We start from the raw sequence: 17,707 nt of genomic DNA, 5'->3' as shown, positions 1-17,707 counted from the left end.
ATCCTGAGGAGCCCGCGCTTGCGGGCGTCTCGAAGGATGCACGGCCCCGCTGGTGGCCGTCGATCCTTCGAGGCTCGCTGCGCTCGCGCCTCAGGATGACGGTCCATTGGGATTCGCCAGACGAAGAGCGTCAAAGGCACGTCGCCCGTTCGGCCGCGACATAGCCGAACAGCAGCCCGAGCCCGAACAGCAGCACCAGACCCGCGGCAGCAAACTCCAGGCCGCGCATGATCACCATGCCGCCCCCGTCGCGCGCCGCGCTCAATCGCTCGGCCACGCCGCGCGCCGACACCGCGACGAGCGCGATCGCCGCCACCGTGATGGCGGTGCCGAGCCCCATCACGAAGGTCGCGGCAATGCCGCCCCAGAACAGGCCCTGCGCCAGCGCGAACACCAGCACCAGGATCGCGCCCGAACACGGCCGGATCCCGACCGTGAGGATCGCACCAAAGCCGCGCCGCCAGCCGCCGGGACCGGCGAGCTCGGCCGGCGTCGGGCCGTGCGAATGGCCGCAATGCTCGTCATGGACGTGCTGCGCGTCATGCCCGTGATCGTGGCCGTGATCATGATGATGGCCATGATCGTCATGCGCATGACGATGATGGTGCTGATGGCCGTGAACGTGGTGATCGTGATCATGGTGGTCGTGATCGTGCTGATGCGCACCGGCCAGCGCCAGCGCCGGCCGCGGCAGCTGGAGCGCGCGGAGGAAGCCGCCACCCTTGACCCAGACCAGCCGGGCGCCGAACGCCGCGATCAGCGCGTAGCTTGCGATCTCGATCGCCTTCTCCGCCCCGCACATGGTCTTCGCGGTCGCGTTGAGCAGCCAGGCGCAGACGCCGACGATCAGAACCGCGACCAGCGACTGCATCAGCGCCGAGGCGAACGACAGCACGATGCCGCGCCGCGCGGTCTCGCGATTGGCGACCATGTAGGACGAGATCACCGCCTTTCCGTGGCCCGGGCCGGCGGCATGGAAGATCCCGTAGGCAAACGAGATCGCGAGCAGGGTCCAGACCGCCGAGCCGTCGGATTTCGCGGCGCGGATGGTCGCCGAGATCTCGCGGTAGAATTCCGACTGTTTTGCCAAGAGCCAGCCGACGATCCCGCCCTGCGGCTCCGCCGCACGCGGCACGCCGAACGGATTCTGCGCCAGCAGCGCGTGAACCGCGCCATCCAGCACCGCGAATGCCGCCAGCACGGCAGTGGACACGGCAAGGCCGCGCATCACGCGGGAGGCGATCGGCGTCATGGGCACTCCACCGTGATCTTGTTGGCGAACATCATCGCGAAATTGCCGGCACTTCCGTCGAGGAAGTTCTGCTCGCCGAGCTTCTGCGCGGCGGCGGTGCCATCGTTCGGCCGCTCGAACTGCATCTTGCAGTCTACAGCGGCCCCGACCAGCTTGACCGGCTCCTTCTCCGCGAACTGGAAGTCGATGAAGTAGGTCGGGTCGAACACTTCGAGCGAGAGCTGCCTGGCCTTGAACGGCGTCTTCACCGGCAGCGTGAAATGCAGCGTCAGCGCCGAATCCTTGTATTCGAGAAAGTAGTCGACCGGCTCGGTGAACTTCTGCTTCTTGCCGTCGCCCTTGGCGAAGGTGAAGTAGGCGTATTCCTTCAGCGACTCGACGTTGGTCTGCGCCAGCGGCGCCAGCTCCTCGCGGCTGTACGCGCCCTTCACCTTGGTCTCGATGCCCTGCAGCGCATAGGTCGAGAACATGTCGTCGAAGGTCCAGGCGTGGCGGACGGCGGTGATGGTGCCGTCAGGCGCGTAGATCAGCTCGCTTTTGGCCACGATCCAGACATGCGGATGGGCCTCGGCGGCCGCCGTGCCGAGCACGACGGACACCGCGAGCACGAGCCCGGCGATCAGGCGGTTCAGAGACGGCACCTTCAGGCCGCCTCAGGCGTCTCGAGCAGGCCGCGACGGCGCAAGAGCGCGTCCGGCTCCGGCTCGCGGCCGCGGAAGGCGACATAGGCCTCCTCCGGATCGCGCGAGCCGCCCGACGAGTAGATGTCGTCATGCAGACGCTTGGCGGTCGCCGGATCGAAGATATCGCCGGCCTCCTCGAAGGCGCCGAAGGCGTCGGCGTCCATCACCTCCGACCACATGTAGCTGTAATAGCCGGACGCATAGTGGTCGCCCGAGAAGATGTGGCCGAACTGGGTCGGTCGGTGCCGCAGCGAGATTTCGGCGGGCATGCCGATCTTCTCCAGCTCCTTCTGCTCGAAGGCGCGGACGTCGCGGCTCGCCGCCGCCGGCTGGGTGTGGAATTCAAGATCGACCAGCGCCGAGGAGACGAACTCCACGGTGGCAAAGCCCTGGTTGAACTTGCGCGCGGCGAGGAAGCGCTTGAGCAGGTCGTCCGGCAGCGCCTCCCCGGTCTGGTAGTGGCGGGCGAAGCGCTGCAGCACCTCGGGCCGCTCCTGCCAGTGCTCGTAGAGCTGCGAGGGCAGCTCGACGAAGTCGGTGAAAACAGATGTCCCCGACAGCGAGGGATAGGTCACGTCGGAGAGCATGCCGTGCAGGCCATGGCCGAACTCGTGGAACAGGGTCCGCGCGTCGTCCGGCGACAGCAGCGACGGCGCGCCGTCGGCGCCCTTGGCAAAGTTGCAGACATTGATGACCAGCGGCGCGACGTCGCCGTCGAGCTTCTGCTGGTCGCGCAGCGAGGTCATCCAGGCGCCCGAGCGCTTGGAGGGCCGCGCGAAGTAGTCGCCATAGAACAGCGCCTTGTGCCGGCCGTCGCGGCCCTTGACCTCCCACACCCGCACGTCCGGGTGCCAGACCGGCACGTCCTTGCGCTCGGCGAAGGTGACGCCGAACAGGCGGGTGGCACAGTCGAAGGCGGCCTCGATCATGTGGTCGAGCACCAAATAGGGCTTGATCGCGGAATCGTCGAAATTGGCGCGGCGCTGGCGCAGCTTCTCGGCGTAATAGCGCCAGTCCCAGGCCGCCAGGGTGAAATTGCCGCCTTCTTCGGCGATCAGCGCCTGCAGCGCATCGCGGTCGGCGAGTGCCCGCGCCCGCGCCGGCTTCCAGACCCGCTCTAGCAGGCCGCGCACCGCCTCCGGCGTCTTGGCCATGGAATCCTCGAGGCGGTAGGCGGCGTAGGTCGGGAAGCCCAGGATCTTCGCGGTCTCCTCGCGGAGCGAGAGGATCTCCACGATGGTCGCGTTGTTGTCGTTGGCGTTGCCATTGTCGCCGCGGGCCGTGAAGGCCTTGTAGACCTTCTCGCGCAGGTCGCGCCGCGACGAACTCTGCAGGAACGGCTCGACCGAGGAGCGTGACAGCGTCACGATCGCCTTGCCGGGCTTGCCGCGCTCTTCCGCCGCAGCCTTGGCGGCCGCCACATATGTGTCGGAGAGGCCGGCGCGGTCGCCCTCGCCGAGCTCCATGAACCACTCCTGCTCGTCGCCGAGCAGATGGTGGCTGAACGCGGTGCCGAGCTGGGCGAGGCGCTCGTTGATCGCGGCCATGCGGGCCTTGGCGGCGTCGTCGAGCCCGGCGCCGGAGCGGCGGAAGCGGGTGTAGGTGCGCTCCAGCAGCCGCATCTGTTCGCCGGTCAGGCCGAGCGAGGCGCGCTTCTCGTGCAGCATGGCGATGCGGCCAAACAGCACAGCGTTCATCATGATCGGATTCCAGTGCCGCGCCATTCGGGGCGACACCTCCTTGTCGATCTCCAGGATCGCAGGGCTCGAATGGGCCGAGACCAGGTCGTAGAACACCGCCGAGACCTTCGACAGCAGCTTGCCGGAGCGCTCCAGCGCCGTGATGGTGTTGTCGAAGTCCGGCAGCGCCGGATCATGGGTAATCGCAGCCACTTCGGCCGAATGGTCGGCGAAGGCCTGCTCGAAGGCAGGGAGGAAATGCTCCGGCTTGATCTCGGCGAAGGGCGGCGTCTCGAGCGGCGTCTGCCATGCCTTCAGGAGGGGGTTGGCGTGAGCGTCTGCGCTGGTTTCTGACATCGAATATCCCGTTTTCCGCCTTGAAAATGCGGCCCAATCTATATCACGCGTTACGGCATTTTGGGCCTTTTGCGCTTGATACATGGGCACTTTTCGGAGAGATTGCGCCCCCTGAACAGGACCTATTCCATGACCATGCAGCCCTCCACCGCAGGCACCAGCCGGATCCTCTGGCCGAGCGTCATCACCGTGATTTCGGCGGCGATCCTGATCGGCGCCGAAGTGTTCGGCGCGGCCTTCGCCGGCGGCTGGGCGCTCGCGATCGCGCTCGGGCTCGGTGATCTCGGCGCGCACATCCTGCAGGCCGTGCTGTTCGGCATCGGCGTCCTGATCATGATCGCCTTCATCCGCGCAGCTCAACGCATCGAGCCTTTCACGCGTCGCGCGTGAGCTGAAGCGATTCAAGAAAGCGCTGCGGCACAGGGCTTAAACGCACACGCTTCGTTAGTCATTCTTAACAGCCGTTCATCTTCAACGCCTGCTGCGCGCGCCATCGCAAGCACGCGTTAGGGAAATTTGCCGCTATCGCAAAAAAATTCTTGCGAAGCGAATTCAAAAGACTTATTTCCTGCCTTGCCCAATTTCGCACGTGCCTGTGGTCGTGTGTCAGTCGGTAGGTATCCGGACAAGAGGCCGGACAGCCGCCAAGGGGTGGAAGAACCGAGGGTCGCTTACGTCCGTCAGGACACGAGGCGGCCAGCATCTCTCTCCAGAGATGCCTTGTTGAAGGTCTCGCCACTCTTTGCAACCGTGACTGGCAGCCGGAGGCGAACCGGCGCACCCCGCTCTCCACGGGGGACGCGACTTAAAGCAACGACGGATCGGGCTTTTTTGGTCTCTACCGGCAGTCCAACGCCGGCGCGGGCTACTGAAAAGGCTTGTCCTTCATTGCCAGGTGAGCGGGCGGGAAACTCTCCCAACCAATCCACGGCAGCACAGTCTGGTTTGAGTCTTTTGGCTTCGTTGCGCCTCCATCGCGCGATGTGGCCGGAGCACTCTGACTAGACGTCATGTTGATGCGGATCCCGTCGCTGGGGCCGCTGGAGAGTGCCATGACTGAACGTATTCAGGAATTCCTGCGCAGCCGCCGCCAGGATGGTCTCGACACCGAGCCGTGCCTCGTCGTCGACCTCGAAGTCGTGCGCGACAATTACCAGACCTTCGCGAAGGTGCTGCCGGACAGCCGCGTGTTCTACGCGGTGAAGGCCAACCCGGCGCCCGAAGTGCTGGCGCTGCTCGCCTCGCTCGGCTCCTGCTTCGACACCGCGACCGTTGCGGAAATCGAGATGGCGCTGGCCGCCGGCGCAACGCCTGACCGCATCTCCTATGGCAACACGATCAAGAAGGAGCGCGACATCGCGCGTGCCTTCGCGCTCGGCATTCGCCTGTTCGCTGTCGACTGCGCCGCCGAGGTCGAGAAGATCTCCCGCGCCGCTCCCGGCGCGAAGGTGTTCTGCCGCATCCTCTATGATTGCGCCGGCGCCGAGTGGCCGCTGTCGCGCAAGTTCGGCTGCGATCCGGAGATGGCGGTCGACGTGCTCGACCTCGCCAAGCGGCTGGGGCTGGAGCCGTGCGGCATCTCGTTCCATGTCGGCTCGCAGCAGCGCAAGGTGAAGGCGTGGGACCGCGCGCTCGCGATGGCCTCGACCGTGTTCCGTGACTGCGCCGAGCGCGGGATCAACCTCACCATGGTCAACATGGGCGGTGGTTTCCCGACCAAATATCTCAAGGACGTTCCGCCGGTCCTGCAGTATGGCCGGTCGATCTTCCGTGCGCTGCGCAAGCATTTCGGCAACCAGATCCCGGAGACGATCATCGAGCCGGGCCGCGGCATGGTCGGCAATGCGGGCATCATCGAGACCGAAGTCGTTCTGATCTCGAAGAAGAGCGATGAGGACGAGGTTCGCTGGGTCTATCTCGACATCGGCAAGTTCGGCGGTCTCGCCGAGACGATGGACGAGTCGATCCGCTACGCCATCCGCACGCCGCATGACGGGGCGGACATGACGCCGTGCGTGCTCGCGGGCCCGACCTGCGACTCTGCCGACGTGCTGTACGAGAAGCTGCCGTATCCGCTCCCGGTGACGCTCGAGATCGGCGACAAGCTGCTGATCGAAGGCACCGGCGCCTATACGTCGACCTACTCGTCGGTGGCGTTCAACGGCATTCCGCCGCTGAAGACCTACCACATCTAAGCCGCCTCCTTTTCGAGGCCTGATAAACCGGGAGCCGGCCCCGCCGGCTCCTTCCCGATCATTTTTGATTTTTCTGAACGACGCTTGCGCGGCGTGCGACATGCCGTTGCAAGCGGGGACTGACGTGCCATGACTGCAAAACGGAACACCCCCGTTGCCCTCATCCGAAAAGCCGCCCCGTTCGCGATCCGGGCGGAGCGCACTTCGGACGTCGTCGCGCGCGAAGCGCTGCTGGATGCCTGCTTTGGCGAGAACCGCCATGCCCGCACTTGCCAGCGCCTGCGCGACGGACGCGCGCCCGCCCAAGGCCTGAGCCTTGCGGCCGTGCGCCAGGACGGCCGGCTGGTTGGAACCGTGCGGTTGTGGCACGTCAGCGCGGGGGTCCGCAGCGCGCTGATGCTGGGGCCGCTGGCGGTCGACGACGACTACCGCGGCCTCGGCGTCGGCGCCGCGCTGATGCAGCGCGCGCTGGCCGTAGCGAGGGCCCGCGGCCACGGCGCGGTGATCCTGCTTGGCGATGCGCCCTACTACGCCCGCTATGGCTTCACCGCCGCCAGGACCGGCGAATTGTCGCTGCCCGGCGCATTCGAGCACGACCGGCTGCTCGGCCTCGAGCTGGTCGAGGGCGCGCTCGACGGCGCCTGGGGGATGATCACGCCGACCGGCGCACCGCTGCCCAAGAGCAAGGCAACCCGCAACCGGAAGGCACCGCTCGCCGTGCCGCGCGCGGCGTAAGGCGGGCGCCATGGCAGAGAACCTTCCCGCAATCGATGGCGCGCGCCCGCGTTGGCGCGGCCTCGTCACCACGGTCATGCTGGTCCTGATCTCGGTTATGATCGTCCGGGACATCCTGATCCGGCGCTGGACCGGCACGCCGCCGTCGCCGCCGGACAGCACGCAGCAGTCCCGCTAGCGCCGGCTCTCAGGCTAGAATCCAAGGGGTTGCGCGGGCGGCAAAAATGCCCGTAAACCCCCGCGCAGAACCTTTTCCCGTCGAGGTCCAGCATGCCCCGCCGCCTGATTTCCACCGGCTCGCCGTTCGAGAGGACCGCGGGCTACAGCCGCGCCGTGATCGACGGCGACTTCGCTTTCGTCGCCGGAACCACCGGCTACGACTACACCACCATGACCATGCCTGATGATGTCACGAGCCAGTCACGGAACTGCTTCAAGACCATCGAGGCTGCCCTGAAAGAGGGAGGCTTTGCGATGGCCGACATCGTCCGCGCGACCTACTACCTCACTGACATCAGTGACGTGGATGCCCATTTCGCGGTCTGCGGCGAGGTTCTCGGCGACATCCGCCCGGCCGCAACGATGCTGATCGTCGCGGGGCTCTACAAGCCCGAGATGAAGGTCGAGATCGAAGTTACCGCAAAGCGACGCAACCCCTGATCCACTCTACCCGCCGCTCGGCGCTCTCCTGGAGAAAATGATGAGCCCCTCCTCGCAGATCTACGCGAAAATCACCGGTCCCATTGTCATGATCGGCTTCGGCTCGATCGGCAAAGGCACGTTGCCGATGATCGAGCGGCATCTCGATTACGACAAGTCGCGCATCACCGTGATCGATCCCAAGGACGAGGGCCGCAGGGCGCATTGCGAGAAGCAGAACGTCAAGTTCATCCAGCGGGCCGTGACCAAGGACAATTACCGCGACCTGCTGACCCCGCTGCTCACCGAAGGCGGCGGCCAGGGCTTTTGCGTCAATCTCTCGGTCGATACCGGCTCGACCGACATCATGGAGCTCTGCAACGAGCTTGGCGCTCTCTACATCGACACCGTCAACGAGCCCTGGCTCGGCTTCTACTTCGATTCGTCAAAGGGCCCGGAAGCGCGCTCCAACTACGCCCTGCGCGAAGTGACGCTGGCCGCCAAGAAGGCGCGCCCCGCGGGCTCGACCACGGCCGTTTCCTGCTGCGGCGCCAATCCCGGCATGGTCTCGTTTTTCGTCAAGCAGGCGCTGCTCAATGTCGCCGCCGATCTGAAGCTCAATGCCCCGAGGCCGAAGACCAGGGCCGAATGGGCGGACTTGATGCGGCAGGCTGGTATCAAGGGCATCCACATCGCCGAACGCGACACCCAGCGCTCCAAGTCGCCGAAGGAGCCTGATGTCTTCGTCAACACCTGGTCGGTGGAAGGTTTCCTGTCCGAAGGCGTGCAGCCGTCGGAACTCGGTTGGGGCACCCATGAAAAATGGATGCCCGCGAATGCGCGCACCCACGAAGCCGGCTGCGGCGCGGCGATCTATCTGATGCAGCCGGGCGCCAACACGCGGGTGCGCACCTGGTGCCCGACCCGCGGCGCGCAGTATGGCTTCCTCGTCACCCACAACGAGTCGATCTCGATCGCCGATTACTTCACGGTGCGTGACGCGTCGGGGAAGGCGATCTATCGGCCGACCTGCCACTATGCCTATCATCCGGCCGACGATGCCGTGCTGTCGCTGCATGAAATGTTCGGCCGCGCAGCGAAGATGCAGGAGAAGCACCACATCCTCGATGAGAACGAAATCGTCGACGGCATCGACGAGCTCGGCGTGCTGCTGTTCGGCCACGACAACAATGCCTATTGGTACGGCTCGCAGCTCTCCATCGAGGAGACCCGCAGACTCGCGCCCTATCAGAACGCGACCGGCCTGCAGGTGACCTCCGCGGTGCTCGGCGGCATGGTGTGGGCACTGGAGAATCCGAACGAAGGCATCGTCGAAGCCGACGAGATGGATTTCGATCGTCTGCTGGAAATCCAGTTGCCGTATCTCGGCCCGGTGAAGGGTTTCTACACCGACTGGACTCCGCTGACGGATCGTCCGGGACTGTTCCCGGAGGATATCGACACCAGCGATCCCTGGCAGTTCAAGAACATCCTGGTGCGCTGACCACACAGCGTACGTTGAGAACGAAAATGCCCGGCTCACGCCGGGCATTTTTCTGTCTGGCGCCGCTCACTTCGCCATGTAGTCGAACGCGACCGAGCCGAGGCCGAGCGTCAGATCCGCCTTGTAATGCAACGCCGAGACCACCTCGCGCACCGGCAGGCGCGCGACGTCGCACAGCGCGTGCGGAAACAGGCCGAGCGCGGCGGGGCCGGTCCAGGCCTCCTTCAGCACGATGTCGTCGAGATGGAAGCGCACCAGCTCGCAGATCCGCGGGCTGCCGTCGACATGCGGGATGATTTTCAGAATGAAGTTCGGCGCCTTCATCGCGTTCAAGACCGTGTCGTGATCGACCTTGTGGTACTTGTAGCCCATGGTGGCGGAGGCGCAGAGCACCGAGCCGTAATGCAGCGAGCCGACCAGCACGTCGCTCTCGACCGCGATCTTGGGCCGCGCCAGCTTCTTCGGAAATCCCCACAGCTCGCGGCCGCCGGCGATCGGAGCCTCGTCGTCGAGATACATCGCGTGGGTATAGGCCCCGAGCTCGCCCTTGAAGCGGACCGGGATCACCTGGCCGGTTTCGGTGTAGTCGCCGAAGCCGGTCGAGTCCGGCATGCGGATGAATTCGTACTTCACCACGGGCTCGGCGACCTCAAGCGGCTCCGGCACCACGGCCGCCAGCGCTTCGGGGTCGGTCTTGTAGGTGATGATGAAATATTCGCGGTCGAAGAACCGATACGGCCCCGGCGGAAACGACGGGTTGGTGAGCGGCATCGAATAGGCGGTGCGCCTGATATCCTCGATCTTCATGAAGGGCCCCATCTGTCGTTGGCAAGACGACAGATTATGGCGTGCGCGAGCGGCGGAGGCGAGGCCGTATAATCGGCAACATCAGTCAAATGGGCGTCACAATGCTGGCCCGCGGCACTGCTATTTCTTCTCGATCGGCGGCGCGGTCTTCTCGGCGGGCGCCGGCGGCAGCAGCGGCTTGGCGCCGGCCTTCTGCGCTTCAGCGTCGGGACGCGCAGGCTCCGGCGCCGGCGTCGTCGGCCGCTCGCCGCCGGGCTTCGACTCGGCCGGCCGCAACGTCTTCTGTGGCTCCGGCGTGGGCGTCGTCCGCAGCGGCTGGGTCGCCTGCGCCATCTCCTGCGGCGGCGCTGCGTTAATCGCGTGCAGCGACAGCGCCGCGATCGCAACGCCCGCCACCACCAGCGTGGAGGCGATCAGCACGTCGTTCCGCAGACTGGTCCGATCCGCAGCCATCTCGTTCACCCGCGATTGTCAGCGAGGTCAACGATCCGGCCACCGCATGGTTCCTGAGCAGAGCTTACGGGAGTCTCGCCTCAATCCGTGGTGCTGATTTCCCAGGTCACGTGCCGCACGCCGGGCTGATGCTGCAGGTCGACCACCACGGCATTCAGCTCGTTGGGGTCGACCGCGGTCGAGACCAGCTCGGCCACGATCTCCAGGAAGTCGTCGCCGGCCTCGACCACGTTGACATCGGCGACCGGATAGTTCGCGGCCTCGAGCTTCTCGACCAGGCGGTCGCGCATGTCGGGCAGCGCCTCGGGGGTTACCACGAGCTTGAAGTAGTAGGTCGCCTCCGAGGCCTTCTCGTTCAGCGGGATGCGGTTGATGGCGTTGACCAGCGGGCGCAGCAGCGTGTTGCCGGCGATCACGAACACGGTCAGCGCAGCCGCCTGCGCCACCAGATCGGCGCCGGCGCAGGAGCCGACCGCGGCCGAGGCCCACAGCGTCGCCGCGGTGTTGAGGCCGCGCACGTCCATGCCCTGCTTCATGATGACGCCGGCGCCGAGGAAGCCGATTCCCGACACCACATAGGCGATCACCCGCACCGCGCCGTCGGCTCCGGCCAGATGCATCGCGAGGTCGACGAAGGCGGCCGCGCCGACCGCGACCAGCACATTGGTGCGCAGTCCCGCGGTGCGCTGCCGGTACTGCCGCTCGGCCCCGATCAGGGTGCCGAGCACGAAAGCTGACGTCAGGCTGACCAGAGTGTCGATGAAGTCGGCGAGCTGGAATGTGGTGAGAAATCGCATAGCGCTGCCGATTCTTCCTCGCCCGAGAACGATGCAGCGATCTCTTACATTTCCAGGATGCCCGCGTCACCATCTTCCGTGCCGTAGGCGAGCAGCGTGCCCTTGGCATTCCATCCCAGCGCCGACACCGCCGCGCCGGTATTCCGGCGCACCAGGATCTCGGCGCCGTCCTCGAGCCGGACCATCAGCACAGTACCGTCGGCGTAGCCGACCGCCATGATATCGTTCTTCGGATGGCACGCGACCACCGCGACCCGCGCCGGCATCGGCGCCAGCATCGCCGGCTCCTTGCCCATCGGGCCGTCCTTGCTGGTGAACGGCCAGACGATCACGGCATCGGCGCCCGAGGTCGCGAGCCCCTTGCCGCCGGCGCTCCATGACATCGAGCGCACGCGGCCGGGATAGCCGCTCATCCGCATGTGCCGGTTATCGGCGAGCCGCCAGCCATGCATCGCGGCCTCGTGCATCGCGGTGACCAGGAATTTGTTGTCCGGGCTGAAAGAGACCGCGAGATGCGAGCCGGCCCATTCCAGGAATTCCGGGTTGGCGGCCATGTTCGGAAACCACAAGGTCACGCCGTTGTAATGCGCGATCGCAAGCCGCAGGCCCTTCGGCGCGAATGCCAGCCCGCCGACAGTCGACGGTACCTCGAAGGTTTTCTCTTCGCCCTTGGGATTGCGCACGAACGCGGTCTTGCCCGCCGACCACGCCACGGTGCCGTCGCTGTGCAGGGCGACATTGTCGATCCAGCGCCGCTTGGCGTCGGTCGCAATCGTCGAGGTCTCGCCCTTGGCGTCGATCACGGTCAGCTTGCCGTCGTCACCGCCGGTGACGAGCCGCTTGCCGTCGGAGGCCGCGCACAGGATGGCGCCGAAATGCGTCTCTGTCCGCGTGACCTCGCCGTCGGCGGTCGCGATCACGACACTCTCCTCGGCGCCGACGAAGAACGCGCGGTCGCCCAGAAAATGAACCGAACCGACTGCCGCGCCGAGCGGAAGCTGCTTGACGCGGTCGGTGATCGACACGATGGAAGAAGGGGCCTCGCCCGGATCGAACTCTTTCATCACGTGGTGATGCACTGCTCGAAGCCGTCGCGGATCGCCTGTTCCGGCAATTCGCGACCGATGAACACGACGCGGCTTTCGCGCTTCTCGCCGTCCTTCCACTGCCGCTGATGATCGCCTTCCAGCATCATGTGGACGCCCTGGAACACGTAGCGGTCATCATCGCCTGCGAAGGCGAGGATGCCCTTCGAGCGCAGGATCTTCTGGCCCTCGGTGGCGACGAGGTTCTGCAGCCAGGGCATGAACTTGGTCGGGTCGAGCGGCTTCTCCGAGCGCAGCGACAGCGACTGCATGTCCTCGTCGTGATAGTGCTTCAGCCCGCCATGGCCGTGATCGTGGTGATGGTGGTCATGGTCATGACCGTGGTCGTGATGGTGGTGATCGTGGTCGTGACCGTCGCCGGCCTCGAGGAAATCCGGCTCGATCTCCAGGATGCGGTCGAGGTCGAACGCGCCGCGCTCCAGCACGTCAGCGATCCCGACCTGGCAACGCTCGGTGCGGTGCAGCTTGGCATAGGGGTTGATGCCGCGGATGCGGGCCTCGACCTCGGCAAGCTCAGCCTTCGAGACCAGATCGGTCTTGTTCAGCACGATGACGTCGGCGAATGCGATCTGGTTCTTGGCTTCCGGCGCGTCCTTGAGGCGGTCGCTCAGCCACTTGGCGTCGGCAACAGTCACCACCGCGTCGAGCCGGGCGTTCTTCTGCACATCCTCGTCGACGAAGAAGGTCTGCGCGACCGGTGCCGGATCGGCAAGGCCCGTGGTCTCGACGATGATGGCGTCGAACTTGCCCTTGCGCTTCATCAACCCGTCCATGATGCGGACCAGGTCGCCGCGCACCGTGCAGCACACGCAGCCATTGTTCATCTCGAACACTTCCTCATCGGCGCCGATGATGAGGTCGTTGTCGATGCCGATCTCGCCGAATTCGTTGACGATGACGGCGTATTTCTTGCCGTGGTTCTCCGACAGGATGCGGTTCAACAGCGTGGTCTTGCCGGCGCCGAGATAGCCCGTCAGCACGGTCACAGGAATTTTTTGCGAAGCTTCAGCCATAACAACTCCGAGGAACTTGGGGCCGCGCTCAACCCCGGCAGGGAGGCCCCTGCCCTAGTCGGCGAGCGCGCTGGTCAGGGCCTTTATATTGTGCCTGACCATATCAATGTAAGTGGGTGCCTGGCCCTTTTCGCCCGTCAAACTGTCCGAATACAGGGCCCCGCCGACCCTGGCGCCGGTCTCGGCCGCGATCCGCTCGATCAGGCGCGGATCGCTGATATTTTCGAGAAAGACTGCCGGAATTTTCGCATCCCTGATCTGGGCGATGATGGCGGCGATATCGCGTGCGCTGGGCTCGGAATCGGTGGAGACGCTGAGCGGCGAGAAAAACGTAATTCCGTAGGCGTCGGCGAAATAGCCGAAGGCGTAGTGGGTCGAGATCACCTTGCGCCGCGCATCCGGTATTCTCGCCACCGCCTCGTGCACCTCGCGGTCGAGCGCGTCCAGCCTGGCCAGATAGGCGTCGGCATTGGCCTTGAAGTCGCTGGCATGGTCAGGGGCCGCGGCAATCAGCCCATCGCGAATATTGACGACGTAGATCTTCGCGTTAGCCACCGATTGCCAGGCATGCGGATCGTCATGGCCGCCCATCTTGCGCGGCATGATCCCCTTGGTTGCCACCGCGACCGGCGCCTTGCTGCCGGAGGCCTGCAGCAGCCGCGGCAACCAGCCCTCGAAGCCGAGGCCGTTGATGACCAGCAGCCTGGCGTCGGCGACCTTCTTGGCGTCCGCGGGCGTCGGCGCATAAACATGCGCGTCGCCGTTGGGCCCGACCAGCGCCACCACGTCGACGCTGTTGCCGCCGACATTGCGCACCATGTCGGCGAGGATCGAGAAGCTCGCGACGACCTTGATGCGCTCCTCGGCGCGCGCCGTGCCGCTCGCCAGCATCAGTGCCAGACCGATCAATCCAACCAATCGCCGCATCGTCCTCACGCCTCGAGATGGCGGCCGGGAAACAGCTGCCGCACCAGGCCGCTGACATTGCCGAACAGCAGCGACACAATATAGAGCCCCGCCGCAACCAGGATGATCGCGGGGCCGGAGGGAATCCGCGTCTCATACGACAGCACCAGCCCGGCATAGCCCGAAACAGCCGCGCTCGCGACCGCGATGCAGATCATGGTGGTGATGTCGCGCGACCAGAACCGCGCGATGCCGGCAGGCAGGATCATCAGCCCGACGCCGAGCAGCGTGCCGAGTGCATGGAAGCCGTTGACGAGGTTGACCACGACCAGCGCGAGGAAGGCGAGATGCGCCGGCGCGCCGGCCCGGCTCACGGTGCGCAGGAACACCGGATCGACGCATTCGATCACCAGCGGGCGATAGATCACCGCAAGGACCAAGAGCGTGAGCGTGGCGTTGAACGCGATCACCAGCAGGGTCTGATCGTCCATCGCGAGGATGTTGCCGAACAGCACGTGCAGCAGGTCGATATTGGTACCCTTGATGGACACAATGGTGACGCCGAGCGCGAGCGAGACCAGGTAGAAGGTCGCGAGCGATGCGTCCTCCTTCAGCTCGGTGGTGCGGGCGACGAGGCCTGCGAGCAGCGCTACCGCAAAGCCTGCGATCAGGCCGCCGGTCGTCATCGCGAACAGATTGAGCCCGGACAGCAGGAAACCGATCGCAGCGCCCGGCAGGATGGCATGCGCCATGGCGTCGCCGACCAGGCTCATCCGCCGCAGCATCAGGAACACGCCGATCGGCGCACCGCCGAGCGACAGCGCGATCACGGCCGCGAGCGCGCGGCGCATGAACTCGAATTCGGTGAAGGGCGTGATCAGCGCGTCAGTCAGCATCAGCGTCAGGCGGCCCGTGAGCGCGGATCGGCGGCGCAGGCCGCGGCACTGTCGTCGAACGCTTCGCACATCCGCATCGCGACCGTCAGATTTTCCGGCGTCAGCGTCTCCGCGGTCGGGCCCCATTCCACCGGGCCGCGCGCCAAGAGCAGCGTTTCCGGGAAATTGTTGCGCACCATGTCGAGGTCGTGCAGCGCCGCCAGCACCGTACGCCCCTCGCCGTTCCAGCGCTTCACCAGCGCCAAGAGATCGGCGGTGGTCTTGGCGTCGATGGCGTTGAACGGCTCGTCGAGCACGATCAGGCGGGCATCCTGCAACAGCACGCGCGCGAACAGCGTGCGCTGCATCTGGCCGCCGGACAGCGTGCCGATCGGGCGGTTCTCGAAGCCGTTGAGGCCGACCGCGGCCAGCGCCGCCCGGATCTTGTCGCGCGCGGCCTTGCCGATGCCGCCGAAGAAGCCGGTCGAGCGCCACAGCCCGGTGCCGACGAAATCGAACACCGAGATCGGAAACGTACGGTCGATGTCGGTGGATTGCGGCAGATAGGCGATGTCGCGGTGCTGGAGCCCGTCGAGATCGATCACGCCCGACAGCGGCTTCAGCACGCCGGCGATGCCGCGCAGCAGCGTCGACTTGCCGGCGCCGTTCGGGCCGATCACGGCGAGCAGCGCACCCGCCTCGACCGCGCCGTTGAGATGGTGCACCGCCGGGTGGCGGTCATAGCCGAGCGTGACGTCGCGGAAGGTGACAAGCGCGCTCATGGTCACCTCATCGCCAGCCAGACGACGGCCCACAGGCAGGCAGAGACCGCGAGCGCCGCGGCCAGCCGGGCCGGCACGGGCATGCGGAGGATCGACCAGGGCGCGGCCTGGGCCGGATGCGCCGAGGGGCCATGGCTGTGCCCGTGGGGATGGCCGTGGCCGTGATGGTGGTCGTGGGTGTGCGTATGCGCCATAGAGAAACTGTTATATTATAACATAACGAGAGTCTACAAACCAGGAACTCATGGCCCCTCCGCAAAACCGGGAGAGATTCGAGCTGCGCCGGCAGAGTGACGACCTGGTTTACAGCTTTGTCCGGAAAGCCCGCCCCGATGGAACCGTCGGCTACCAGCGTCAGGATCAGGATCTTTGGATCGAGCACTTGCCGGGCTGGGGCTGGGTGGCTTGGGATCCGGCGAGCCAATCTTGCACCGGCCGTCCCTGGAACGTGCTGCCGGCCGCCCAGGGCGATCACCCGCCGGAAGGCGACTGGGTGAGCCGCAAGGGGGCGAAGTCGTATGTTTATAGCCTCGTGTATGTGAGCTAGGCGAAGAGTCATCGCGACACGGTCTGTCTCAAGTTCGTCGTCTCGGCGTGAGCCTCTCCGTTCGTCGTCCTGGCGAAAGCCCATAGGCGCTAAAATAGGATTTGCGCGTTGAATTTGTATGTGATTCCAAGAAGGGATGAGACACGAATCGCTTGTGAACGAAGACTGGGCGCGTGTTGTTGCTCGGCTTGGTGGGGCTGAGGCTCTGGAGGTTGGCGCGCGCGAGACGAAGGCGTTTGTTCGTCCGCGCGAGATCACCAATGCGGTTGATTTGCTGCGGCTGATCCTTGCGTATTGTCTGGGCACGCGGGGTTTGCGGCTGACGGCGGCGTGGGCGACGTCGGTGGGCCTTGTCGACATCTCCAACGTGGCTCTGTTGTATCGCTTGCGTCAGTCCGGAGATTGGCTGGCGCAACTGATAGGTCAGGCACTTGCGAGTGGTGCGCCGAAGGCAAGCCGCGGTCGGCTGATCCGCATCGTTGACGCCACGACGGTCCCCAAAGCCGGAACCGAGGGCAGGCAAAACAACGCAGTGTGGCGTATCCACAGTGCGTTCGATCTTCCGCAAGAGCGCTTTGGGCACTTCGAGCTGACCGATGAGGGCGCAGGCGAGACACTGGATCGGATACCCGTGACTGCCGGCGAGATCCGTCTTGCCGACCGTGCCTACCTGCAACCAGAGCGCATGGCGCATCTGGTCGATGCCGGCGCGGACTTCGTGATCCGCGCGGGCTGGAAGAGCGCGCGTTGGCTGGATCGCAACGGCAACCTTGTCGATCTCATCGCAGAGCTGCGCAAGGCCTTGGCAGGCGGCATGATCGATCGACCGATCTGGATAGAGCGCAAGTCCGGTGCGCAACCGCTTGCTGTGCGCTTGGTCGCGGTCAAAAAGCCGGCGCATGCGGCCGCGGAGGCGCGACGCAAGGCACGCAGGACAGCCCAGAAGGGAGGCCATCAACTCTCCAGGCAAACGCTTGAGGCCGCAGATTGGGTAATCCTGGCGACCTCGCTCAAGGGCGAGGACTTCACGGCTGCTGACGTCATTGCCCTCTACCGGTTGCGATGGCGGATTGAGCTCGGCTTCAAGCGGCTGAAGAGCTTGATTGGCTTGAAGGGACCTCCCGGAACTGACCAGCGGTCCGCTAAACCCCATATCCTCGCTCACCTGCTGATCACTCTACTGCTCGAGCCGTTGGTCGACGAACTCGAGGACTCTCCCCGCTTGGACGAAGCCGCCTGACCGGACCTTCCGCATGGCGCCTGCTACGTCAGCTCATCGCCTCATTGCTCCAAGCCGTCATTCCCCAACCCACGATCGCTTGTCTGCGCAGAGCAAGCCGTGCTCTCCGGCGACATCTGCGCGAGCCCCCCAGACGC

General features: G+C 65.4%; 20 protein-coding genes. 8 read left to right on the top strand and 12 right to left on the bottom strand.

Going from position 1 to position 17,707, the window contains the following annotated elements; genetic code table 11:
- Positions 1-130 precede the first annotated feature (130 nt).
- From ACVW1C_RS25680 to ACVW1C_RS25670, 3 genes are read right to left on the bottom strand one after another with little or no spacing between them, the layout of a single operon-like run.
- A complete protein-coding gene (locus tag ACVW1C_RS25680) occupies positions 131-1,252 on the bottom strand; it encodes a nickel/cobalt transporter (RefSeq protein WP_456760785.1) in 1,122 nt (373 codons plus the stop codon).
- On the bottom strand, positions 1,249-1,884 hold the full coding sequence (locus tag ACVW1C_RS25675; protein ID WP_456763172.1) for a DUF1007 family protein: 636 nt from the start codon (positions 1,882-1,884) through the stop codon (positions 1,249-1,251). The genes ACVW1C_RS25680 and ACVW1C_RS25675 overlap by 4 nt, the downstream gene beginning before the upstream one ends.
- Before the next feature lie 11 nt (positions 1,885-1,895).
- Entirely contained in the window at positions 1,896-3,971 is a 2,076-nt protein-coding gene (locus tag ACVW1C_RS25670) for a M3 family metallopeptidase (protein WP_456760784.1), read from the bottom strand.
- Between the two features lie 129 nt (positions 3,972-4,100).
- On the opposite strand from ACVW1C_RS25670, the gene ACVW1C_RS25665 reads away from it, so the two are divergent.
- The 6 genes from ACVW1C_RS25665 to ACVW1C_RS25640 all read left to right on the top strand — a co-directional run bounded on the left by ACVW1C_RS25665 (position 4,101) and on the right by ACVW1C_RS25640 (position 9,044).
- Positions 4,101-4,361, top strand: coding sequence for a hypothetical protein (locus ACVW1C_RS25665; protein ID WP_456760783.1), 261 nt, complete (start codon positions 4,101-4,103; stop codon positions 4,359-4,361).
- Between the two features lie 662 nt (positions 4,362-5,023).
- Complete coding sequence (locus ACVW1C_RS25660; RefSeq protein ID WP_456760782.1) at positions 5,024-6,166, top strand: type III PLP-dependent enzyme; 1,143 nt, start codon at positions 5,024-5,026, stop codon at positions 6,164-6,166.
- Between the two features lie 129 nt (positions 6,167-6,295).
- Entirely contained in the window at positions 6,296-6,901 is a 606-nt protein-coding gene (locus tag ACVW1C_RS25655; RefSeq protein WP_456760781.1) for a GNAT family N-acetyltransferase, read from the top strand.
- 10 nt (positions 6,902-6,911) lie between these two features.
- The gene (locus tag ACVW1C_RS25650) at positions 6,912-7,079 is read left to right on the top strand and encodes a hypothetical protein (protein WP_456760780.1); all 168 of its coding nucleotides are present in this window, start codon (positions 6,912-6,914) and stop codon (positions 7,077-7,079) included.
- A gap of 92 nt (positions 7,080-7,171) precedes the next feature.
- Complete coding sequence (locus ACVW1C_RS25645) at positions 7,172-7,561, top strand: RidA family protein (RefSeq protein ID WP_456760779.1); 390 nt, start codon at positions 7,172-7,174, stop codon at positions 7,559-7,561.
- Between the two features lie 40 nt (positions 7,562-7,601).
- Complete coding sequence (locus ACVW1C_RS25640; RefSeq protein ID WP_456760778.1) at positions 7,602-9,044, top strand: homospermidine synthase; 1,443 nt, start codon at positions 7,602-7,604, stop codon at positions 9,042-9,044.
- A 66-nt stretch (positions 9,045-9,110) separates the two neighbouring features.
- Here ACVW1C_RS25640 and ACVW1C_RS25635 read toward each other — a convergent pair whose 3' ends face one another.
- From ACVW1C_RS25635 to ACVW1C_RS25595, 9 genes are all read right to left on the bottom strand, one after another.
- Entirely contained in the window at positions 9,111-9,851 is a 741-nt protein-coding gene (locus tag ACVW1C_RS25635; protein WP_456760777.1) for an acetoacetate decarboxylase, read from the bottom strand.
- A 120-nt stretch (positions 9,852-9,971) separates the two neighbouring features.
- Positions 9,972-10,304, bottom strand: a complete 333-nt coding sequence (locus tag ACVW1C_RS25630; protein WP_456760776.1) for a hypothetical protein — start codon at positions 10,302-10,304, stop codon at positions 9,972-9,974.
- Positions 10,305-10,384: 80 nt separating this feature from the next.
- Complete coding sequence (locus ACVW1C_RS25625; protein WP_298380137.1) at positions 10,385-11,101, bottom strand: MgtC/SapB family protein; 717 nt, start codon at positions 11,099-11,101, stop codon at positions 10,385-10,387.
- Positions 11,102-11,145: 44 nt separating this feature from the next.
- Positions 11,146-12,165: a WD40 repeat domain-containing protein gene (locus tag ACVW1C_RS25620; protein WP_456760775.1), complete on the bottom strand. Its 1,020-nt coding sequence runs from the start codon at positions 12,163-12,165 to the stop codon at positions 11,146-11,148.
- Positions 12,165-13,220 carry a CobW family GTP-binding protein gene (locus tag ACVW1C_RS25615; RefSeq protein ID WP_456760774.1) on the bottom strand — a complete coding sequence of 352 codons (1,056 nt, stop codon included), beginning with the start codon at positions 13,218-13,220 and terminating at the stop codon, positions 12,165-12,167. Before ACVW1C_RS25615 ends, ACVW1C_RS25620 begins: the two co-directional genes overlap by 1 nt.
- Before the next feature lie 54 nt (positions 13,221-13,274).
- Positions 13,275-14,147, bottom strand: coding sequence for a metal ABC transporter substrate-binding protein (locus ACVW1C_RS25610; RefSeq protein WP_456760773.1), 873 nt, complete (start codon positions 14,145-14,147; stop codon positions 13,275-13,277).
- 5 nt (positions 14,148-14,152) lie between these two features.
- Complete coding sequence (locus ACVW1C_RS25605; protein ID WP_456760772.1) at positions 14,153-15,022, bottom strand: metal ABC transporter permease; 870 nt, start codon at positions 15,020-15,022, stop codon at positions 14,153-14,155.
- Between the two features lie 5 nt (positions 15,023-15,027).
- The gene (locus tag ACVW1C_RS25600) at positions 15,028-15,783 is read right to left on the bottom strand and encodes a metal ABC transporter ATP-binding protein (protein WP_456760771.1); all 756 of its coding nucleotides are present in this window, start codon (positions 15,781-15,783) and stop codon (positions 15,028-15,030) included.
- 2 nt (positions 15,784-15,785) lie between these two features.
- On the bottom strand, positions 15,786-15,977 hold the full coding sequence (locus ACVW1C_RS25595; RefSeq protein WP_456760770.1) for a hypothetical protein: 192 nt from the start codon (positions 15,975-15,977) through the stop codon (positions 15,786-15,788).
- A 50-nt stretch (positions 15,978-16,027) separates the two neighbouring features.
- On the opposite strand from ACVW1C_RS25595, the gene ACVW1C_RS25590 reads away from it, so the two are divergent.
- The gene (locus ACVW1C_RS25590) at positions 16,028-16,330 is read left to right on the top strand and encodes a hypothetical protein (protein WP_456760769.1); all 303 of its coding nucleotides are present in this window, start codon (positions 16,028-16,030) and stop codon (positions 16,328-16,330) included.
- A gap of 154 nt (positions 16,331-16,484) precedes the next feature.
- A complete protein-coding gene (locus tag ACVW1C_RS25585; RefSeq protein WP_456756830.1) occupies positions 16,485-17,570 on the top strand; it encodes an IS4 family transposase in 1,086 nt (361 codons plus the stop codon).
- Positions 17,571-17,707 lie beyond the last annotated feature (137 nt).

It is taken from the genome of Bradyrhizobium sp. USDA 4011 (assembly GCF_054063415.1).
Note: the sequence above shows the minus strand (reverse complement) of the source record. Positions and strands in the feature narration are given on the sequence as shown.

Coding starts and splice junctions, on each gene's coding strand:
- ACVW1C_RS25680 (WP_456760785.1), bottom strand. CDS start 1,252: ATGACGCCGATCGCCTCCCGCGTGATGCGCGGCCTTGCCGTGTCCACT.
- ACVW1C_RS25670 (WP_456760784.1), bottom strand. CDS start 3,971: ATGTCAGAAACCAGCGCAGACGCTCACGCCAACCCCCTCCTGAAGGCA.
- ACVW1C_RS25665 (WP_456760783.1), top strand. CDS start 4,101: ATGACCATGCAGCCCTCCACCGCAGGCACCAGCCGGATCCTCTGGCCG.
- ACVW1C_RS25660 (WP_456760782.1), top strand. CDS start 5,024: ATGACTGAACGTATTCAGGAATTCCTGCGCAGCCGCCGCCAGGATGGT.
- ACVW1C_RS25655 (WP_456760781.1), top strand. CDS start 6,296: ATGACTGCAAAACGGAACACCCCCGTTGCCCTCATCCGAAAAGCCGCC.
- ACVW1C_RS25650 (WP_456760780.1), top strand. CDS start 6,912: ATGGCAGAGAACCTTCCCGCAATCGATGGCGCGCGCCCGCGTTGGCGC.
- ACVW1C_RS25645 (WP_456760779.1), top strand. CDS start 7,172: ATGCCCCGCCGCCTGATTTCCACCGGCTCGCCGTTCGAGAGGACCGCG.
- ACVW1C_RS25640 (WP_456760778.1), top strand. CDS start 7,602: ATGAGCCCCTCCTCGCAGATCTACGCGAAAATCACCGGTCCCATTGTC.
- ACVW1C_RS25635 (WP_456760777.1), bottom strand. CDS start 9,851: ATGAAGATCGAGGATATCAGGCGCACCGCCTATTCGATGCCGCTCACC.
- ACVW1C_RS25630 (WP_456760776.1), bottom strand. CDS start 10,304: ATGGCTGCGGATCGGACCAGTCTGCGGAACGACGTGCTGATCGCCTCC.
- ACVW1C_RS25625 (WP_298380137.1), bottom strand. CDS start 11,101: ATGCGATTTCTCACCACATTCCAGCTCGCCGACTTCATCGACACTCTG.
- ACVW1C_RS25620 (WP_456760775.1), bottom strand. CDS start 12,165: ATGAAAGAGTTCGATCCGGGCGAGGCCCCTTCTTCCATCGTGTCGATC.
- ACVW1C_RS25615 (WP_456760774.1), bottom strand. CDS start 13,220: ATGGCTGAAGCTTCGCAAAAAATTCCTGTGACCGTGCTGACGGGCTAT.
- ACVW1C_RS25610 (WP_456760773.1), bottom strand. CDS start 14,147: ATGCGGCGATTGGTTGGATTGATCGGTCTGGCACTGATGCTGGCGAGC.
- ACVW1C_RS25605 (WP_456760772.1), bottom strand. CDS start 15,022: ATGCTGACTGACGCGCTGATCACGCCCTTCACCGAATTCGAGTTCATG.
- ACVW1C_RS25600 (WP_456760771.1), bottom strand. CDS start 15,783: ATGAGCGCGCTTGTCACCTTCCGCGACGTCACGCTCGGCTATGACCGC.
- ACVW1C_RS25595 (WP_456760770.1), bottom strand. CDS start 15,977: ATGGCGCATACGCACACCCACGACCACCATCACGGCCACGGCCATCCC.
- ACVW1C_RS25590 (WP_456760769.1), top strand. CDS start 16,028: ATGGCCCCTCCGCAAAACCGGGAGAGATTCGAGCTGCGCCGGCAGAGT.